This is a genomic window from Granulicella sp. dw_53 (genome assembly GCF_018449545.1).
Lineage (GTDB): Bacteria > Acidobacteriota > Terriglobia > Terriglobales > Acidobacteriaceae > Edaphobacter.
This window is the reverse complement of sequence record NZ_JAAVUR010000007.1, coordinates 338,246-356,504: the sequence shown is the minus strand read 5'-3', so window position 1 is coordinate 356,504 and position 18,259 is coordinate 338,246. Positions and strand designations below refer to the sequence as shown.

Sequence of the window (18,259 nt, the reverse complement as noted above, 5' to 3'; positions counted from 1 at the left end):
GTAAGAACAATTCGGGGCGCCGCATAGCTCATGCGCATAATAAGGTATGGAAAGTTCGTACGTTCTGAGGACGGCTGATGTCGCCGATGCCGGTGAGATCGCCAGGCACCGAGGCCTAATGTTCTTGGATATGGGACTGGTAGACAGGGACGATGCCGAAAAGCTCATCGCCGCGTCTGCGCCGTGGTTCGTAGATGTTATGAAACGTGATCTATATAAGGCCTGGGTGGTGGAACGGAACGGCCAAATAGTTGCCGGAGGTGGCCTTCATCTCTCTGAGATTGGACCTTTGCCTGGCGCTTTCCGGGTAGGCAGAGCCGCCCATATAGCGAACGTCTACACCCATGCGGAGCATCGCAAACGAGGCGTGGCGCGCTCTCTTCTGAACGAGATGCTGCGCTGGTGTCAGGAGTCCAGGATAGACCAGGTCACGCTGGCCGCGTCGAATGACGGACGTGCTCTCTATAACTCTCTCGGGTTCGAGCCGCAGCCGGACGGCATGCTGCGGAAATTCAAGCGGCTATAGCGGGTCACGCCGCGCAGTTCTTAGACTGCGGTGATTGTCTGAATGCATTCGGGAGCTACTCCTGTTTGCCACAGCAAGATTGATAAAACCGAGTCCGGCTTACGTTGACTGATCAGCGCTCTCAATTTACGAGAACAGGTCAAAGCACGTTTCAAGTCATCGCGTTCTCACCGCCTGTAACGTTTCATCTGGGGAGAGTGAAGAGGTCGACGAGCGTCCTCACGCGCTCTTTCTGGCGGCTGGGTGGAAATCGCTTGGTTCTGGTTAGCTCGGCGATGCCGTGTAGATTCGCCCAAAACAGTTCCGATAGAACCTCTGGCTTCAAGCTCTGTCCCTGAAACAACTCCAGGAATTGGGAGAACGCGAATCGCAGCTCTGGGGGAGTAGCAGCGTTATCGAATGGTACGGTCAGGGTGAGCGAAAACATCGCTTCATACATGGCTGGGGAAGACGCGGCGAACTCCAGATATGCGGCCGCGACCGATTCGACCGTGCTTCCACGCTTCACACGCTTCCGTGCCTTCTCCAACGCCAGGCCCAGCTCCTGGAAGCCCTCGATCGCGACCGCGGCAAGGATGCCTTCGCGGTTTTCAAAGTGGGCGTACAAGACGGGTTGGCTGTAGGAGATTTCGTCGGCCAGCCGCCGAACGGTTACGTTGGACCACCCTTCGATCTCCGCGATTTGCCTTGCGGCAGTGATGATCTGTGCCCGGCGGGTCTGTTTGTCGCGCAGTTTTCGTTCTGCAATTCGGTTCGCTGGTGGCGGTGTTTTCATTGCTAAAAATTATAGCATTGCTAGATTTTTTGACGAATAGTGAATCTTTTCCGAATGTCTCCCCGTCATATCTAGCGTTGCTAGATTTTCTAGGAGAAAATACTTTTATGCAAAATGTCATTTCGCTTTCCGTAGCTGCTCTGATCGCTGTGGCGGTCAGTGTGATCGGTTGTTTGTATCTTGTATCTCCTCAACGGATGGTAGGAACTTTTGGTCTGAGACTGCCTTCACCCGATGCTGACACTCGTGCCTGGCTCCGTCTTAAGGGAGTTCGGGACGTCGGATGTGGATTGGCCGTGCTGATCCTGATGCTGACCGTGGACAAGCGTTCGCTAGGCATCGCTCTACTTGCCTTGGCCATCATCCCTTTTGGGGATATGTCGGTCGTTTTGGGGTCGGGCGGGTCGAAGTTGAAGGCGATCTCCATTCATGGCCTCACCTGCGCGGTGATGCTTGTCGTTGGGCTCTTGTTGATCCATGCCATTTGAGGGAGATGCCTCTGGGTCGGATCGATTTTTTTGGGTGGGAGGATGGTTCCGTCGCGGGTCACTACGCTGTTGAGTTTGGGGATTGGTGGAGGCTTTGAGAGTATTGTGGTTGGCGGCGGTGGTGGTTGTGGAAGGAGTGCGGTCGGGCTTTCGCCCGATACCCCACCCTATTTGCGATGAGACTGCAAAAAGGGTGGGGGCACCCGCATGGTGCTGCTCCGTTCTGGCTGGGGAAGGGTACCCGCATGGTGCTGGGTGATGTTTGCTGGTGAAGGGGAGTGGGATGTTTTTGTGGCGTATTAGTAATCATCGGGATCTTTCGGGGTTGGGTGGGGAGCGGTCGGATGGGCGGTGGCATACGGCTGCGCGGGGGAGGCGGATTGTTTATCTGTCGGAGCATCCGGCGGTGGCGCTGGTGGAGACGCTGGTGAATCTGCGGGGCGATCCGAGGCTGTTTCCTGTGGGGTTTCAGTTGATGAAGGTGAAGGCTCCGGAGGGCGTGGTGGCTAAAGGCGTCGACGGGGTTGCGGAGGTGCAATCCATGACTTTGGCGGCTACGCGGGCGTTGGGGGATGGGTGGTTGGGGTCGGGGGAGTCGGCGCTGCTGCGGGTGCCTTCGGTTCCCTCGCCTGAGTCGTGGAATTATCTACTGAATCCGCTGCATGCCGGGGCGGCTGCGCTGGAGGTGGAATGGGTGCGGAGTATCGCCTACGATAAGAGGCTGTTCAAGTTGGGTGAGTGAGGGGATGCGATGCCAGAGCTGCCAGAGGTTGAGACGATTGCGAATGGGGTGAACGAGCGGGTGCGGGGGCATCGGATCGTGTCGGTGTGGACGAGTGGGAAGCCGCAGACGTTCAAGAGTCCGGAGGCGGAGATTGAGGAGGTGCTGACGGGGTCGGTGATCGATGGGGTGAGGCGGGTGGGCAAGACGATTGTGATGACGCTGGAGCGGGATGGGGATGGGGGCGCGGCTCCGGTGCCGGCGGAGTTTCTGGTGCACCTGGGGATGACGGGGCGGCTGTTGGTGTCGGAGGGGGATGTTCCTTTGCCGGCGCATACGCATGCGGTGCTGGCGTTGGAGGATGGGCGCGAGGTGCGGTTTGTGGACCCGCGGCGGTTTGGGCGGTTGAGCGTGGTGCAGGAGGCGTATGCGGGGCCGGGGGTGGAGCCTACGACGATTGGGGTGGAGGAGTTTGCTGCGCTGTTCAAGGGGCGGAAGATCGCCATCAAGGCTGCGTTGCTGAACCAGAGCTTGTTGCATGGGGTAGGGAATATCTATGCGGATGAGAGTCTGTTTCGGGCGGGGATTCGACCGACGCGGCAGGCGGGAAAGCTGACCAAGGCGGAGTTGGCGAGGCTGCGCGTGGCGCTGCAGAAGGTGTTGGCGCGGGCGATCAAGCTGGGTGGGTCTTCTGTCTCGGACTATGTGGATGCGGAGGGGATGAGTGGGTACTTCCAGATTGAGCATCAGGTATATGGGCGGGGTGGGGAGGCTTGCAAGGTTTGTGGGGGGCCGATCAAGAAGATTGTGGTGGGTGGGCGGGGGACGCACTATTGTCCGGTTTGCCAGCGATGAGTTTGGATAAACCCTCTCTGCCGAGGAACAGGTGCAGGATGCGAATCGGAATAAAGGGTAGGACCGTGTGTTTTGTGCTTGTGAAGCTAGACAAATAAGTGGGCATCGTTTTGCGAGCCGTTTGGTGGGTCTTTGCAAAGGCTAGAGGTGTTCTTTCATTTGCCAGCTCTATTCACTTATACGGGGCCATGCAGAGATGAAGAAGTGGATTGTAGTTCTTGTTGTAATCGCGGTTGCTGCGGGTGGGTTTGGGTTATATCAAGCTTTGAAGACTGACCCTAATGCTCTTTGGGCCATTGTCCATGATGGTTGTGTGAAGGAGGAACAGGCGCATGGCAAGCCCACGCCTTGTTCGGCGGTGGATCTGAAGGATGGGTGGGCGGTGTTCAAGGACAAGAGGGGGAAGACGCAGGTTCTGCTGATTCCTACGACGCGTGTGACTGGGATAGAGGACCCGCAGATTCTGCGACCCAATGCTCCGAACTATTGGCAGGCAGCCTGGGATGCCAACCTCTATGTGCAGCAACGGGCTCCACGGATGTTGCGGCGGGATGAGCTTGCCCTGGCGATCAACTCGAAGGATGCGCGGAGCCAGGACCAGCTTCATATCCATGTGGATTGCGTTCGCGTCGATGTGCACAATCAGCTTCATGCGGAGCAGGTGCATCTGAGCGAGGCATGGTCGGATCTGACGGTCAATGGCGCTGCTTATCGGGCGAGGACTTTGAGTCGAGACGAGCTTCATGACGATAACGTCTTTGAGCTGGTGGAGAAGCAACTGCCTCCGGGGGAGGGGATGGACCAGGAGACGGTGGTGATTACGGGCGCTAATTTGCCTTTGGGTAAGGAGGGTTTCGATGTGTTGGTGGGGCGGGGGGGAGTGGGAGGAAATAGTGGGGGTGGGGAGAGTTTGCAGGATCATGCTTGTGAGATTGCCAGGGAGTGAGTAAGGGCGAGCAACGGCAAGTGCAACAACAACGGCAAGTGCAACCGCGGGTCCTTCGACTGCGGTACTCACGGTGAGGCTGTGAGTACCTTCGCTCAGGATGACAATTTTGTTTATGGGGCTAGAAAGAACAAGCAACGGCAACAACAACAGCAACGGCGAACAACAACAGCAACGGCAAGAGCAACGACAACAGCACCATGAGGTGTTGAGGCTGGGTTAGAGGCCGGCGGCTTGTTCGGCGGTGACGGCGGCTCCTATGACTCGGGTTTGGGCGTCGTCGTTGACGATCTCCATGGAGTAGCTCTGGAGGGGGCTCATCTTGACCATTTGCTGGAGGTAGTCCTTGAGCATGGGGAGGTCGACGAAGCGGACGTTGAAGCCGGTGAGGAAGAATTTTCCGGCGCCGCCGATGTGGATGGCGCTGGCGGTTCCGGCGGCCAGGGCTTTGTGCCAGAGGCGCTTGAACTCGAGGCAGCGGTGGTCGGCGCAGTGGCCGGTGGAGGGATCGAGTTTGGCGGCTTCGAAGACCTCTTCGGGCTCCATGTCGAGGAAGCGGAGGCGCATGGCGCGGTGGCCCATGATGCCTTCCATGTGGCCTCGGCCTCCGCAGCCGCAGTAGCGCTCCTTGTCGTCGAGGGAGACGACGGTGTGGCCGCCCTCCCAGACGCCTTCGGCGAAGGGATATCGACCGTAGCCAATGCCGATGCCTAGGGTCCAGACGCGGACGACGCTGTCGAGCCTGCCGTGGAGGGAGGCGAGGCCGGCGGCACAGCCGTCGGCATCGTTGAGGACGGTGACGGGGGCCTGGATGTCGCGGGTGGCGAGCTCGTTGCGGAGGAGCTCGAAGATGCGGGAGCCTTTGAGCTGGGGAAGGTTGGGAGCCTCTTCGACGACGCCGTTGCGGACGAGGCCGGGGAGGGCGACTCCGATGGCCTGGATGTCGGTGGCTCCTTGGGCTGCTCCGACGATCTGATCGCAGATGGTGCGGACGAGGCCTTCGGTGGGGAGTTCTACGAGGGCGTCCTGCTCGTCCTCAGAGTCGGGATCGTAGTTTGCAGGAAAGATGTGCAGGGGGCCCACGATCCTGTGATCTACGACGAGGCCCGCTTGAATACGCTCCGAGACTGTTACGCCTATGGTCTTTGCCATGTTGCTATCCGCCTTGACTCTGCTTGTTTCGGGTGTCCTTCGAACGCTATCCGCAGAGGCGAATCTTATTCGAACTTACTTAGACGATTCAACCCGTTGAAAGCCGCCACTTTATAACATTCAGCGAGAGTTGGGTAGTTGAAGACGGTATCGACGAAATAATCAAGCTTTCCGCCCAGTGCCATGACGGCCTGTCCGATGTGGAGAAGTTCGCTGGCGCCCTCGCCGATGATGTGAACTCCGAGGATGGCGTGGGTCATGCGGTGGAAGATGATCTTGAGGCGTCCGGTGGTGTCGCCACGGATCTGGCCGCGGGCGATCTCGCGGTAGTAGGCGACGCCGACCTCGTAGGGGACGTCTTCCTCGGTGAGCTGCTCCTCGGTCTTGCCGATGAAGCTGATCTCGGGGATGGTGTAGATGCCGTAGGGGTAGAAGCTGGGGTTGGAGAGGATGGTGTCGTCGCCGAAGGCGCGGGCGGCGGCGATGCGGCCCTGCTCCATGGAGACGGAGGCGAGAGACGGGAAGCCGATGACGTCGCCGACGGCGTAGATGTTGGGAACCTTGGTGCGGAAGTCCTTGTCGACGGGGATGCGCCCGCGTGAGTCGGATTCGACTCCGACGGCGGCGAGGTTGAGCTCGTCTACGTTGCCCTGGCGGCCTACGGCGTAGAGGAGGGCGTCGCCCTGGACCTTCTTCTTGGATTCGAGGTTAGCGACGACGGTGCCGTCAGGCATCTCTTCTACGGACTCCACCTCTTCGTTGAGGCGCATGGTGACGCGGGAGTCGCGTAGGTGGTAGCTGAGGGCCTCGACGATCTCCTGGTCCGCGAACTCGAGGAGGCGGGGACGGCGCTCGATGAGGGTGACGCGGACGCCGAGCGCGGAGAACATGCAGGTGTACTCGACGCCGATGACGCCTCCGCCGACGACGATGAGGGTCTTGGGGAGGGCGGGCAGATCGAGGACGAGGTCGGAGTTGATGATGCTGCGACCGTTGATGGGAACCTTGGTGGAGGCCGCGGGCTTGGTGCCGGTGGCGATGAGGATGCTCTTGGCCTCGTAGATGGTCGAACCCTTGGAGTTGGTGACCTTGAGGTGGGTCGCGTCCTCGAAGGAGGCGACGCCGACGAGCATCTCGATGTTGTTGCGGGAGAGCTGGGCCTCGGTGACATCAATTTCTGTTTTGATGACGTGCTGAACGCGGAAGGCGAGGTCCGCCATGGTGATGCGTTCCTTGACCCGGTAGTTCATGCCATAGATGGACTTGTAGTTGTAGCCGGAGAGATGGAGGACGGCCTCGCGCATGGTCTTGGAGGGGATGGTGCCGGTGTTGATGCAGGCTCCTCCGACCACTTCGCGCATCTCGACGAGAGCTACTTTTTTACCGAGCTTTGCGCCGTAGATTGCGGCGCGCTGTCCGGCGGGGCCGGAGCCGATGACGATCAGATCGTACACACTACTCATAGAGACAAGCTCATACGCCGTGACGTGCTGGCGGTGGGTTTTGGGGCGGTTGGTGGGCCCGGGAGCACGTCTGCGGCGGGGCCAATGCGGAACGGGTTGGACATGCTGCCTATGCCTAGAAAGTACCACAGACAGGGGGGTCAGCCCTACACTGAGAGCATGCTGCGCTATGCCATCACGGATCGCTCTCTGTACGGTGGTAGTTCCACTTATCGGCTGGATTCTCTGGTAGATGAGGCGCGCCGACGGGCGGCTGAGGGAGTGGATTTTATCCAGGTGCGGGAGAAGGATCTGGAGGCTGGGGAGCTGACGGCGTTGGTACGACGGATGTTAGAGGCGGTGCGAGAGGCTGAGGGACGAACCCGGGTGCTGGTGAACTCGCGGCTTGATGTGGCGGCGGCGGCGGGAGCGGATGGCGTGCACCTGACGGGAGCGGCGGGGGAGTTGAGGCCGGAGCAGGTGCGGCGGGTGTATTCGGGAACGATGGTGAGCGTCTCGTGCCATAGCGTTGCGGAGGTGGCTCAGGCTTCGGGGTGGGGGGTGGAGGCGATTCTGTTTGGGCCGGTGTTCGGCAAGGTGGTGGATGGGGTGGAGGTCGTGCCTGGGGTGGGGCTGGCGGGGCTGCGGGAGGCCTGTGAGGCGGCTGGCGGGGGTCCGGTGCTGGCCTTGGGAGGGGTGAGTCTGGAGCGGGCTCCGGAGTGCGTGGCGGTGGGGGCTGCAGGGGTGGCGGGGATTCGGTTGTTCCAGGTGAGGGCGAGCCAGGGGTGAGGCAGTTTGCAACCTGCTGAAGGGCTAGGACATTCTGTCCCAGATCGAGACGATGATTTTGCTGGCTGCCGCTGGCATGAGGCGCTGCAGAGCGTCGAAGGCGAATGCGTCAGATCCGATGACGACTCTTGGTTTGTTTTTCAAGATGCCACGGAGGATGGCTCGGGCGGCTACTTCGGGTGTGGTTTTTGCAAACTTTCTGAAGCTTACGTCGGCCTCCTCGGCGGAGGACTTAACTGTAAGTCCAGGCCGGGCGTTCGCAGCGATCGAGGTGCGGACTCCGCCGGGATGAATGCTGGTCACGTTTACCTTGGTCGACCTCAGTTCGTGGCGGAGCACCTCGGTGAATCCACGAACCGCAAACTTGCTGGCGGCGTAGGCTGCTTGTCCGGGTAGTCCTACCAAGCCGAAGACGCTGGACATGTTGACGATGTGCGCTTCGGGCTGGCGAAGCAGGGCGGGAAGAAAGAACCGGCACCCGAAAACATTTCCCCAGAAATTAATGTTCATGAGCCAGTCCATGTCTTCGAGGGAGGTCTGGGCGAAGGTGCCGCGTAAGGCTACTCCGGCGTTATTGACGAGGAGGCTGACCTTGCCGAAGTCCTTCTCGACCTGGTTGGCGAAGTGCTCCATGGCGGTTGCGTCGGAGACGTCGACTGCGTAGGTCTTGCCTGCGGTGTCGCAGAGGTGGCTGGTCTCTTCGAGTCCGATGGCGTCGACGTCCGCCAGTGCTAGTTGAGCGCCCGCTGCAGATAACTCCACGGCCAGGGCACGGCCAATTCCTGATGCCGCCCCAGTGATGACCGCGACGGCGCCGCTCAAGTTACGCATCGATCCTGTTCCCTCTTCTTCCTTCCGGATTGGCCTGACGCTCGTATGCCTGCGTCACAGGCTGTTGGAGACTCGCAGAGCTTATGGCGCAGTTCCGTGTCGAAGCGCTCGCTTGAGGCGGTCTGTTCCGATGGGCTTTAGCGGAAGGTATTGCTGAGACACGTCGGATGGGTTTTTATTCCATCGAATGTCTATGGGTTTAGCGAATGTCTATGGGTGCAGGAGGCGAGCTGCTAGTTGATCCATGAGTTGGTCCGGGTGGTCGCAGAGGCCGCTGTGGACGGGTGAGACCTGGATGATGGTGCTGCGGGGGGAGACGAGCCAGTGGAAGCGCTCACGCTGGCTGAGGCGGGCGATGGGGCCGGCGGTGGGGTCCCCGGCGGCGATGCGGGGGATGGCTTCGAGGTGCTGGCGGACGAGCTCGATGTCGATGCCGGGCCAGAGCGCCTGGAGGCGCGACTCCTCTACCTGAACGCGGGCTTCGAGGAAGCGCTGCTGGAGGCAGAAGACGATGATGCCGGCGTTGATGAACTCCGCGCGCTCGACGCGGGGCACCACGCGGACGACCGCGTAATCAAACGAGTTCGGCACGGGCACGGAGGGCCTCCTGGACGAAGCTGGATGACGCGTTGAGACGGCGGGTGAGGAGCTGGACGTAGGCTTCGCGTCGGGCGGCGGGGGTTTCGGAGTCGGCTTCGGCTTCGGATTCGCGGAGGAGCCAGGCGTCGGGGACGAGGGCGAGGACTTCGGTAAGGACGTTCGCATTGAGGCGCTGGTGGGCAGTCTTGTCGGCGGCTTCGAGGTCCAAGGCCCAGGGGAGCAGGATGTGGTGGTTGACCTCGGGGAAGGGCGACTCGATCTTGCGCGGGGCGTTGGGCCAGTCGTGGTGCCAGTAGAGGGCGGCGCCGTGGTCGATGAAGTAGAGCTGGCGGTGCCAGGAGAGGAGGTTGGCGTTGCGGGGGGTGCGGTCGACGTTGCTGACAAAGGCGTCGAACCAGACGGCCAGCGAGGCGGTGGCGGGATCTGCTTGATCGCCGGCGGCGGGGTCGAACATGGTCGAGCCGGGGAGGTAGTCGAGCGCGAGGTTGAGGCCGACGCTGCGGCGGATGAGGTCGCGGATCTCCTGGTCGGGCTCGTTGCGGCCGAAGGCGGCGTCGATCTCGACGAAGACGAGCTCTGGGACGCTGAGGCCGAGGCGGCGGCCGATCTCTCCGGCGACTAGCTCGGCTACGAGGGCGAGGGGGCCTTGCCCTGCTCCGCGGAACTTGAGGACGTACATGCCTGAGTCCTCTGCCGCGACGATCGCGGGGAGGGAGCCGCCCTCGCGCAGGGCTGTGATGTATTGGGTGGCGCGGACGGTGCGCACAGGTCTGTCTCCCTTAGGCAATCTGGTTTTAGTGTAGCGGCAGGTTCATCGGGGTTGAACGCTTACGGTCTTGTGGCGGAGGCGACCAGTTCGGCGGCGCTAAGAACGATGGCGTAGGTTGCGAAGAGCATCGCTCCGTATTTGCCTCCTGAGGATGGCTGGAGAGCTGGCATGAAGGTGGAGAGGTGTGAGAGCAGGATCGCTTCTCCGAACATGCCGGGGATGGCGAGCATGAGGGCTGCTGAGCTCCACTGCGAGGTCGGGATATGGCGCCAGCGGAAGATCAGGATGCAGAAGACGGCGGTGACGACCGGAGTAAGAAAGAAGCTGAGCCAGTAGCGGAGTTTTGTGGTCTCGAGGATGATTTGGCCGCGATATTCGAACCATAGGGTTCCGAGAGTCCAAAAGGCCAAACCGAAGGCTAGAAACAGGGCTTTTTCGTGCACTTTCATGGGCTCTCCTGCTATCGTTGGGATGACGTACCAAGTGGTACATAGACTTTGTACCATCTGGTACATCCAGAGGCAAGATGAAAGAAATGGGAAAAGGCGATTTGCTTGGTTTGACTGAACGTTGCCTTGCTGCGTTCGTCGAATCCGGTACCTTCGACGTGAGTTTGGACCAGATTGCGAAGAGGGTAGGGATCAGCAAACGGATGCTGATTCACTACTTCGGGAACCGCGAGAGCCTGGAAGAGAGGGCGATGGCACTGCTGGAGGAGAGGCTGCGGGGGAGGTTTCGGGCGGATCTCTTTCCGGCGGGGATTTCGTTCCACTCCGTCGTGATGGCTTTGTGGGATCAGACGACGGCGGAGGCTTCTCGCGCGGTGCTGTTGCTGGTGATGGATGTGTCGCGACGCGGATGGAGCGGATCGGCGCGGGCAAAGGCTTTCTACGCGGAGCAACAGCGTCTGTGGGTTGAGCTGCTGGTGAGCTTTCTGCCCGATCGGGCGGCGGTGGAGGAGTTGTTGCAATTGTTGCAGGGGGCAGTGCTGGCGTATTTGGTGACGGGGGATCGTGAGCAAGGGCGTCGAGCGTTGGCGAGGATGATTGCGAGAGACGCGGCTCCTGGATTTGGCAGGGATTCGGCGGTTTCATGGTAGAAGTCGCCCGTGAGGAACAAGGGCCTCTAACCGGTAGAGGCCCTTGTTGGAATGGTGGGATTACTGGGCTGGGGTTGAAAAGGGTAAGGAGAGGTAGAGCGTGCCGAGGGGTGTGAGTTGCCCCGGAGCGCCCAAGAGGCTGGTGAAGTGCGGGTCTGGACTGATACGTCCTGTGAACCAGGCGTAGCGGATTACGTCGCTTCGCGACTCGCAGGTCGCGACCATCTCCGTCATCTGTTTCTCTTGTGCGGCCAGGGTCGTGATTTGTGCGCCGTCGTTCTGGCTGTGCCAGTTTGCAAACTCGGTTACCCAGAATGGTTTCTGGTACTTGGTGAGGCGATCCAACTGGCCGTCCAGGCCGTAGTCGTACCAATGGAAGCCGAGGGCGTCGATCCGGGGTAGACGACCGCCATTTGCGGCCTCATAGGCGGCATAAAAGGCGTCGAGCCATACTACCGGGTCGTTGTAGTTTGCCATGGTTCCCCAGTTCATCTGCGGGCCGACGATCTGCACGCCCGCTTCGGCGGCTATGGCCTCGTACTGGGGCCAGATTGCCGCTGCTGCCTGGGGCGTTAAATTTGCCTGGTCGGTCAGGTTGGGTTCGTTCATGACCAGCAGATACTTGATGTTGGGGTTTGCCTTGAGAAAGGCTTCTACGCTGGCCACATTGAAACTCCCGTTCCACAGCATGGGGTAGAAGTCCATGGCGTAACGCGTGGTGTAGTCCGTGGGGACTCCGGGGTTGGGAGTGGGACTCCAGTTGTACCACCAGCTTACGCCGGGAGAGAGTACGGCGAGATCGGCTGGATTCGCGAGATCGTAGGCGATGCCGCGCTTGGGACTCTTAGCAGCAACCAGCGGCGAGGCCTTTTTCAATCCGGCGTCGAGCGCCTGGGATGTGGGCAGAGGAGATATCCCCTTGCTTCCACATCCGGAGAGGCCCAGGCACATTGTTAGGGCTAAGAGAAGAGTCCTGGAACTACCCCCTCTCTTTACGCGGTTCGAAGATGGTCCCATGGAGCCTTCCCAAACGAGGGAAGAAGCCACACTATTGCCCAGAGATACTCTCGCAGTTTTTTTCAAGATGAAACTCCTGTGTGCGGGGATAACACAGTCGGAGGATGCTTTGCTCTCCGAGAGCATGAATGTTTGAATATTTGCCAAATTGGGAGCCCAAAGAGTTCGAGCCAGATTGGGCTGGCATTTGACCTGTATGGTTTCGGCTCTTAATCTAAAGGGTGTGCTGATTACTCCGATCCAACTAGTTGATGAACCGCTGCAGTTCGATGAGGCGATTGCCCCGGGTACGCTTGAGTTTGCCGCAGATCTTCGGCAGGTGGGTCCGCTGCCGGTGAAGGGGCAGGCCGATCTGATTGTGGAACACCGAAGCGCGAACACGCATGTGGACGATATTCGGGTGCGTGCGGAGTATCACGGGGAGTTCGAGGTGCTGTGTGCGCGGTGCGTGGATCCGGTGGAGTTGCCGCTGGCGGGGTCGTTCGACCTGATCTTTCGTCCGGAGAGCGCGGATGCGGAGTCGGGGGAGCGATCGATTACCGAGGACGAGACCGAAATAGGGTATTATGGAGAGAGCGGGCTTTTGCTTGAGGATGTGGTGCGCGAGCAGGTGTTGCTTTCCCTGCCCAGTCGTACTCTCTGTAAGCCGGACTGCAAAGGGCTGTGCCCGCGCTGCGGACAGAATCTGAATGTGGCAAAGTGCAGTTGCGATGAGGCTGCGGCCGATCCGCGATGGAATGCGCTCGCGGGACTGGCCGATAAGCTGGTCCAGTAGCGAGCCGAGCTGGTCGAGATTGATTTTTGAAGATTTGAAAGGGACACTGCAATGCCTAATCCAAAACGGCGCCACTCCAAACAACGGACTGCCAAGCGCCGCAGCCACGACTTCCTGACTCCTACCGGCCTCTCTGAGTGCCCGAACTGCCATGAGCGCAAGCTGCCTCACCGTGCATGCCGCAAGTGTGGGACGTACAAGGGCCGCGACGTGCTTGCGGTGAAGGAAGCAAGCTAGTTTTACAACGGACTGAAACGAACGAGCCCGAAGACTGATGCCAATAGACATCGTGGTCGATGCAATGGGTTCCGACAAGGCCCCCGAACCTGAGGTTCGCGGGGCCGTACTTGCGTGCCGACAACTGGACGTGCGGGTTCACCTGGTAGGGCCGGAGGAGATTATTCGTCCGGCGCTGCGGCAGGCGTTGCGTGGGCAGCACCTGCCCGTGTTTGTGGTGCCCGCGAGCGAATGGATCAGCATGGACGACAAGGCCGCGCATGCGGTGCGCAGCAAGCGCGACTCGTCGATGCGGGTGGGGCTGAAGATGGTCCGCGAGGGACGGGCGTCGGGCTTTTTTACGGCCGGAAATACGGGCGCGGCGATGGCCACGGCGAAGATGGTGCTGGGGATGCTCTCGGGGGTGGAGAGACCGGCCCTGGCGACGATTCTGCCTACAGTGCACAGGTCCCCTTCCCTGCTGCTGGATGTGGGCGCCAACGTGGACAGCGACCCGGACAATCTGGTGCAGTTTGCGGTGATGGGGCACATGTATGCGCAGAATGTGCTGAAGGTGGTGAAGCCCCGGGTGGGACTGCTTTCGATTGGCGAAGAGGACTCTAAGGGCAACTCGCTGACGCGGGATACGCTGCCGCTGCTGCGGGAGTTGGGCTCGAAGGGCATCATCAACTTCGTCGGGAATGTCGAAGGGCGCGACATGACCAATGGAAACGCGGATGTAGTGGTGTGCGACGGGTTTGTGGGGAACGTGGCGCTGAAGTCGATGGAGGGCATCGGTAAGCTGGTCAGCGTGCTGCTGCGGGAGTCGCTGAAGTCTACGGTGACGTCGCAGGTGGGGGCGCTGCTGTCGCGCAAGGCTTTCAATGATTACAGGAAGCGGCTGGACTACTCCGAGTACGGTGGGGCTCCTCTACTGGGAGTGCGGGGAGTGTGCATCGTGGGGCATGGGTCTTCGAATGAGAAGGCCGTGATGAACGGGATTCGCGTGGCCGCGGAGTTCGCAGAGGCTGAGGTGAATTCAGGGATTGAGGCTGCGCTGCGGTGCTAAAGGGAGCGGTCTAGTCGGCGCTGTGGTGGGTTTCGGGAGTTTGAGGGTCAGAGTCGGGGGCTGGGGCTGGGTCCAGGGCGGCTTCGATTTTTATATCCGGGCTAAAGAGGACGTATTGGTTGCTGCCGCCTGATTTTGCGCGGTACATGGCGATTTCAGCGTTCTTGAGCAGTTCGTCGCCATCGGCACCGCTGTCCGGGTAGATGGTGACGCCCAGGCTTGAGGAGAGCCGGACTGTCTGGAGATCGCTCTTGCGGCCGGGTTCGCCTTCGATGGTAAGGGGTTCGCGGAGGGTGGCGACGAGGGTCGCGGCGGCGCGACGGACGTCAATCTCCAACTTCATATCTGGCATGAGGACGACGAACTCGTCTCCGCCCAGGCGGATGACGGAGTCTGTGGCGCGGACGGCGTTGCGGAGGCGCGTAGCGATGGCGAGGAGCACCTGGTCACCGAGCTCGCGTCCGAGGCGTTCGTTGATCTGCTTGAAGGAGTCGAGGTTGACCAGGTAGACGGCGACCTTGTTCTTGTAGCGGTCGGCGCGGATGATGGCCTGCTGGAGACGGTCCTCCAGGAGGGGGCGGTTGGGCAGCCCGGTGAGAAGGTCGTGGTGGGAGGACTGGAGCACGTTCCGTTCGGCACGCTTGCGCTCGGTGATGTCGCTGGCGGTGACGGCGAGGCCGTCGTCGAGTTTCGCGACGTGATGGCGCATCCAGGCGCCATCAGGATTGGCCTGGATGAGGGGGAACTCGTGAATGAGTGGCTTGCCGGTGCGGACGACCTGGCGGTATTGCTCGAAGAGGCGGCCCTGGGGATCCATGGGAAGGATCTGGGTGAGGCGCGCGCCGATGACCTCTCTGCCGGGTTTTTCGAGGATCTTTTCGGCGTTGGGGTTGAGGTAGGTGAAGACGAAGTCCTGGATGTGGCCCTGGGGGGAGCGGACGGATTCCATCAGGAAGAACGCGTCGCTGGTGCTCTGTGTGGCGGCGAGGAAGCGGGTCTCGTTGCGGCCGGCGGTGAGGGATGCGGACTCCAGCTCGCGGGCCTGGGATACAAGGCGGGGCAGCACAAAGGGCAGCAGGCAGGCGGTAAAGACCGTAAGGACCACTCCGCAGAGGGGAGCGAGGTTCGAGAGGACCGGGTACTTATCCGTGGCAAGGGCGGCGGATAGCAGGCAGCACAAGCCGGCGAGCGAGGTGCAGGAGGTGAGAGCGATCAAGGGCCAGCGGAAGGGTATATTTCGCCCTGCAGTGGCCAGGAAGGAGCCCAGGGTGGCCGCGATGGCGAGACAACTTAATCCGATGAATGCGTCTTCGATGTGATGCACCGTGACGATGCTGAAGGCCGTGAGTAGAAGAAGAGGTGAAGAGGCTGGCACAGCATACAGATGCAGCGCCACCTGCGAGAGAAGGGCGGAGGGAGAGGCGGCAGAAGATGCGACAAAGAACAGCAGTGGAACAAGGGGTTGCATGGATACTTCATCACCTCGTGGTGCATCGGCCCAAGAAGGTTGATGCAAATCTACCATCTAGCAGCAGAAAAGCGCTTCAACAACGAAGTAGTGGAAATTCTTCAAAGACCGTTCTGGGAGATGCGGGAAAAAGGAACGAGATCCGAGCTCGATAAGAATGGGTCCCTCAGTATGGTAGAGCATCCAATGCTGCTATGTATACGGATTGGACAGCAGCAGAGATTCCCGATCAGACCGGCAGGCGAGTTCTGATCACCGGAGCCAACAGTGGGATTGGGTATATCACGGCGCTGAAGCTGGCACGGAAGGGCGCGACGATTGTGATGGCTTGCCGGGACGAAGGGCGGGGAAAGGCCGCGATTTCACGGATTCTGGCCGAGGCTCCGGGTGGAAGGCTGGAGCTGGTGCTGCTCGATCTGGCTTCGCTGGCCTCGGTCCGGGAGGTTGCGGCGCGGGAGGTGGATCGGGGGCTTCCTTTGGATCTGTTGATTAATAATGCCGGGGTGCGGCTTTCCAAACGGCAGGAGACAAAGGACGGGTTCGAGATGCAGTTCGGCACCAATGTTTTGGGGCACTTCGCGTTGACGGGACTGCTGCTGCCGGCGTTGGAGCGGGCAACAGCACAGAACGCCGGAGAGGACGGAAGGACGCGGGTGGTGACGGTGAGTTCGAGCGGTCACAGGCGAGGACAGATCGACTTCGATGACCTGCACTCGACGCAGCGCTACCATCCCCAGGTGGTGTACCAGCGATCGAAGCTGGGGAATCTGATGTTCAGCTTCGAGTTAGAGCGGCGATTGAAGGCGGAGTCTTCCAAGGTGGCGAGTGTCGCGGCGCATCCGGGGACGGCGGAGACGGGAATGTACAAGATAGGTTCGGGCAAGGGGATGGCCGGCGTGGCGGAACGGACTCTCGCGTGGACGATCGGGGCGTTCTTGAACTCCGATGCGGAGGGGGCGCTGCCGACGCTGTTTGCGGCGACGGCTCCGGAGGCGAAGGGCGGAGGCTACTACGGACCGCAGGGCTTCCGGGAGATGCGCGGAGGCGATGTGGGAGAGGGGAAGGTCGCTCCGCAGGCGCTGGACCGGGCGGCGGCAGCGCGGCTGTGGGGAGCGTGCGAGGATCTGACCGGAGTTCGGTTTCTGCATGGGTAATTTGTAACCCATTTCATTGCTTTTATGATGACATCCAACTTGGATCGATACGATAGACTTCTTCCATTGAGATTTAAAGGAGCTTTCATGGTTGGTCGTGGTTTCGTTCTGGGCTTTGTGTTGCTCTTGGGAGTTTCTGTAAGTGAGTTGCTGGGGCAGCAGGCGCTCTCTCCCGAGATGCGAGGCAAGGTCGACGCAGCGGTGAAGCAGGTGATGGAGAAGACCGGAGTGCCGAGCGCGTCGGTGGGGATCGTGCAAGGTGGAAGGGTGGTGTATACGGAGGCGTTTGGCCGGGCGCGTCTTTCGCCTGAGCTGATGGCCAAGCCGGAGATGCACTATGCCGTCGGATCGATCTCGAAGCAGTTCACGGCGGCGTGTGTGTTGTTGTTGGCTGAAGACGGCAAGCTGACGCTGGACGATCCGGTGAGCAAGTGGTTTCCGGAGCTGACCCGGGCGAACGAGGTGACGGTACGGAATTTGCTGACGCACACCAGCGGGTACGAGGACTACGCTCCGCAGGACTATACGATTCCGGCCTGGACCAAGGCGATCAAGCCGCTGGAGCTGGTGCATACGTGGGCAGGCAAGCCGCTCGACTTCGATCCGGGGACGAAGTGGCAGTACAGCAATACCAACTTCGAGCTGGCGGGACTGATCGTGGAGAAGGCGAGTGGGATGCCCTTCTGGCGGTTTCTGGAGACGCGGGTGCTAAAGCCGCTTGGCTTGAAGGAGGTGCTGAATCTCGATACGGACCGGAGGCGCATGGAGCCTTCGGGCTATATGCGGAATGCTTTGGGGCCTCTGCGACCTACTAAGCTAGAGGCTCCCGGGTGGTACTTCGCGGATGGAGCGCTGTCGATGCCGGTGGAGACGCTGCTTCGCTGGGATATTAGCGTGATGGATCAGACGCTGCTGACGCCAGCCTCATATGCGGCGTTCGAGCAGGAGATGAAGCTGAAGGATGGAACGGGCACGAGCTATGGGATGGGCGTTTCGGTGGGAGTGAGGAATGGCCGGCGCGTGGTGTCGCATACGGGAGAGGTGGGCGGTTTCGTGGCGGCGAATGCGGTCTATCCGGACGATAAGGTTGCGGTGGCGGTGCTGACGAATCAGGAGGCTAGTTCCACGGCGGGGCAGATTCAGCGCGCTATTGCGGCTCTGGTGCTTCCGGTTGCGGCCAGCGGAGATCACGCGGAGGCAGAGGCTCAGGTGAAGGCTGTGCTGACGGGATTGCAGCAGGGGAAGATCGATCGCGGCCTGTTTACGGCGGATTGCAACTTCTACTTCACGCAGGAGACGATTGGGGACTTCCAAAGCAGTCTTGCGCCGTTGGGTGAGGTAAAGACTGTGACGGAGGGTGGAGAGAGTTTACGGGGTGGAATGACGTTTCGGAGCTTTGTGGTGGGGTTTAGCGGAGGGACGGCTGTGACTGTGACCACTTATACGACTTCGGACGGGAAGCTGGAGCAGTTTCTTGTGGAAGGTAAGAGTTAGTTGCGTTGCTTAAAGGTCTCTTGGCTATGCACCAAATAAGAAGGCCGCGCTGGTTGAGCGCGGCTTCTTATTT

Annotated in this window: 21 protein-coding genes; 12 read left to right on the top strand and 9 right to left on the bottom strand. The window is 60.4% G+C overall.

Annotation, left to right across the window (positions count from 1 at the left end):
• Positions 1-118: 118 nt before the first annotated feature.
• The gene (locus HB393_RS13475; RefSeq protein ID WP_213805681.1) at positions 119-526 is read left to right on the top strand and encodes a GNAT family N-acetyltransferase; all 408 of its coding nucleotides are present in this window, start codon (positions 119-121) and stop codon (positions 524-526) included.
• 184 nt (positions 527-710) lie between these two features.
• On the opposite strand, the gene HB393_RS13470 is transcribed toward HB393_RS13475, so the two are convergent.
• Positions 711-1,301 carry a TetR/AcrR family transcriptional regulator gene (locus HB393_RS13470; protein ID WP_213805680.1) on the bottom strand — a complete coding sequence of 197 codons (591 nt, stop codon included), beginning with the start codon at positions 1,299-1,301 and terminating at the stop codon, positions 711-713.
• A 107-nt stretch (positions 1,302-1,408) separates the two neighbouring features.
• Between HB393_RS13470 and HB393_RS13465 the strand changes: the two genes are divergently transcribed.
• The 4 genes from HB393_RS13465 to HB393_RS13450 all read left to right on the top strand — a co-directional run bounded on the left by HB393_RS13465 (position 1,409) and on the right by HB393_RS13450 (position 4,311).
• Positions 1,409-1,789, top strand: coding sequence for a DUF4267 domain-containing protein (locus HB393_RS13465; RefSeq protein WP_213805679.1), 381 nt, complete (start codon positions 1,409-1,411; stop codon positions 1,787-1,789).
• 283 nt (positions 1,790-2,072) lie between these two features.
• Positions 2,073-2,531: an RES family NAD+ phosphorylase gene (locus HB393_RS13460; protein ID WP_213805678.1), complete on the top strand. Its 459-nt coding sequence runs from the start codon at positions 2,073-2,075 to the stop codon at positions 2,529-2,531.
• Between the two features lie 9 nt (positions 2,532-2,540).
• Positions 2,541-3,365 carry a bifunctional DNA-formamidopyrimidine glycosylase/DNA-(apurinic or apyrimidinic site) lyase gene (mutM, locus tag HB393_RS13455; RefSeq protein ID WP_213805677.1) on the top strand — a complete coding sequence of 275 codons (825 nt, stop codon included), beginning with the start codon at positions 2,541-2,543 and terminating at the stop codon, positions 3,363-3,365.
• Positions 3,366-3,561: 196 nt separating this feature from the next.
• Positions 3,562-4,311: a CDP-diacylglycerol diphosphatase gene (locus tag HB393_RS13450; RefSeq protein WP_213805676.1), complete on the top strand. Its 750-nt coding sequence runs from the start codon at positions 3,562-3,564 to the stop codon at positions 4,309-4,311.
• Between the two features lie 219 nt (positions 4,312-4,530).
• Here the strand turns inward: HB393_RS13450 and HB393_RS13445 are convergent, their stop codons facing one another.
• On the bottom strand, positions 4,531-5,463 hold the full coding sequence (locus HB393_RS13445; RefSeq protein ID WP_213805675.1) for an ROK family protein: 933 nt from the start codon (positions 5,461-5,463) through the stop codon (positions 4,531-4,533).
• Between the two features lie 65 nt (positions 5,464-5,528).
• A complete protein-coding gene (gene sthA / locus HB393_RS13440) occupies positions 5,529-6,926 on the bottom strand; it encodes a Si-specific NAD(P)(+) transhydrogenase (RefSeq protein WP_213805674.1) in 1,398 nt (465 codons plus the stop codon).
• Between the two features lie 111 nt (positions 6,927-7,037).
• Here sthA and HB393_RS13435 point away from each other — a divergent pair, with 111 nt between their 5' ends.
• Positions 7,038-7,694: a thiamine phosphate synthase gene (locus tag HB393_RS13435; protein WP_213805673.1), complete on the top strand. Its 657-nt coding sequence runs from the start codon at positions 7,038-7,040 to the stop codon at positions 7,692-7,694.
• 24 nt (positions 7,695-7,718) lie between these two features.
• Here the strand turns inward: HB393_RS13435 and HB393_RS13430 are convergent, their stop codons facing one another.
• The 4 genes from HB393_RS13430 to HB393_RS13415 form a co-directional block, all read right to left on the bottom strand.
• Complete coding sequence (locus HB393_RS13430; protein WP_213805672.1) at positions 7,719-8,525, bottom strand: SDR family oxidoreductase; 807 nt, start codon at positions 8,523-8,525, stop codon at positions 7,719-7,721.
• 210 nt (positions 8,526-8,735) lie between these two features.
• Positions 8,736-9,116 (bottom strand): DUF3037 domain-containing protein, encoded by a 381-nt coding sequence (locus HB393_RS25230; protein WP_345945188.1) that lies wholly within the window; start codon positions 9,114-9,116, stop codon positions 8,736-8,738.
• On the bottom strand, positions 9,100-9,891 hold the full coding sequence (locus tag HB393_RS25225) for a HipA family kinase (protein WP_213805670.1): 792 nt from the start codon (positions 9,889-9,891) through the stop codon (positions 9,100-9,102). Before HB393_RS25225 ends, HB393_RS25230 begins: the two co-directional genes overlap by 17 nt.
• A gap of 62 nt (positions 9,892-9,953) precedes the next feature.
• Complete coding sequence (locus tag HB393_RS13415; RefSeq protein WP_213805669.1) at positions 9,954-10,343, bottom strand: DUF5367 family protein; 390 nt, start codon at positions 10,341-10,343, stop codon at positions 9,954-9,956.
• 110 nt (positions 10,344-10,453) lie between these two features.
• Between HB393_RS13415 and HB393_RS13410 the strand changes: the two genes are divergently transcribed.
• Positions 10,454-10,993 carry a TetR/AcrR family transcriptional regulator gene (locus HB393_RS13410; protein WP_213805668.1) on the top strand — a complete coding sequence of 180 codons (540 nt, stop codon included), beginning with the start codon at positions 10,454-10,456 and terminating at the stop codon, positions 10,991-10,993.
• 60 nt (positions 10,994-11,053) lie between these two features.
• Here the strand turns inward: HB393_RS13410 and HB393_RS13405 are convergent, their stop codons facing one another.
• The gene (locus HB393_RS13405; RefSeq protein WP_255551073.1) at positions 11,054-11,869 is read right to left on the bottom strand and encodes a glycosyl hydrolase; all 816 of its coding nucleotides are present in this window, start codon (positions 11,867-11,869) and stop codon (positions 11,054-11,056) included.
• Between the two features lie 337 nt (positions 11,870-12,206).
• Between HB393_RS13405 and HB393_RS13400 the strand changes: the two genes are divergently transcribed.
• The 3 genes from HB393_RS13400 to plsX are packed head-to-tail and all read left to right on the top strand — an operon-like array spanning position 12,207 to position 14,070.
• Positions 12,207-12,785, top strand: coding sequence for a DUF177 domain-containing protein (locus tag HB393_RS13400; protein ID WP_213805667.1), 579 nt, complete (start codon positions 12,207-12,209; stop codon positions 12,783-12,785).
• A gap of 51 nt (positions 12,786-12,836) precedes the next feature.
• Positions 12,837-13,022: a 50S ribosomal protein L32 gene (gene rpmF, locus HB393_RS13395; protein WP_123489604.1), complete on the top strand. Its 186-nt coding sequence runs from the start codon at positions 12,837-12,839 to the stop codon at positions 13,020-13,022.
• Between the two features lie 37 nt (positions 13,023-13,059).
• Entirely contained in the window at positions 13,060-14,070 is a 1,011-nt protein-coding gene (gene plsX / locus HB393_RS13390) for a phosphate acyltransferase PlsX (protein WP_213805666.1), read from the top strand.
• Positions 14,071-14,080: 10 nt separating this feature from the next.
• Here the strand turns inward: plsX and HB393_RS13385 are convergent, their stop codons facing one another.
• Positions 14,081-15,538: a GGDEF domain-containing protein gene (locus HB393_RS13385; protein ID WP_213805665.1), complete on the bottom strand. Its 1,458-nt coding sequence runs from the start codon at positions 15,536-15,538 to the stop codon at positions 14,081-14,083.
• A 194-nt stretch (positions 15,539-15,732) separates the two neighbouring features.
• Between HB393_RS13385 and HB393_RS13380 the strand changes: the two genes are divergently transcribed.
• The gene (locus HB393_RS13380; protein WP_213805664.1) at positions 15,733-16,692 is read left to right on the top strand and encodes an oxidoreductase; all 960 of its coding nucleotides are present in this window, start codon (positions 15,733-15,735) and stop codon (positions 16,690-16,692) included.
• Positions 16,693-16,779: 87 nt separating this feature from the next.
• Positions 16,780-18,186 (top strand): serine hydrolase domain-containing protein, encoded by a 1,407-nt coding sequence (locus HB393_RS13375; protein ID WP_213805663.1) that lies wholly within the window; start codon positions 16,780-16,782, stop codon positions 18,184-18,186.
• Positions 18,187-18,259: the final 73 nt, after the last annotated feature.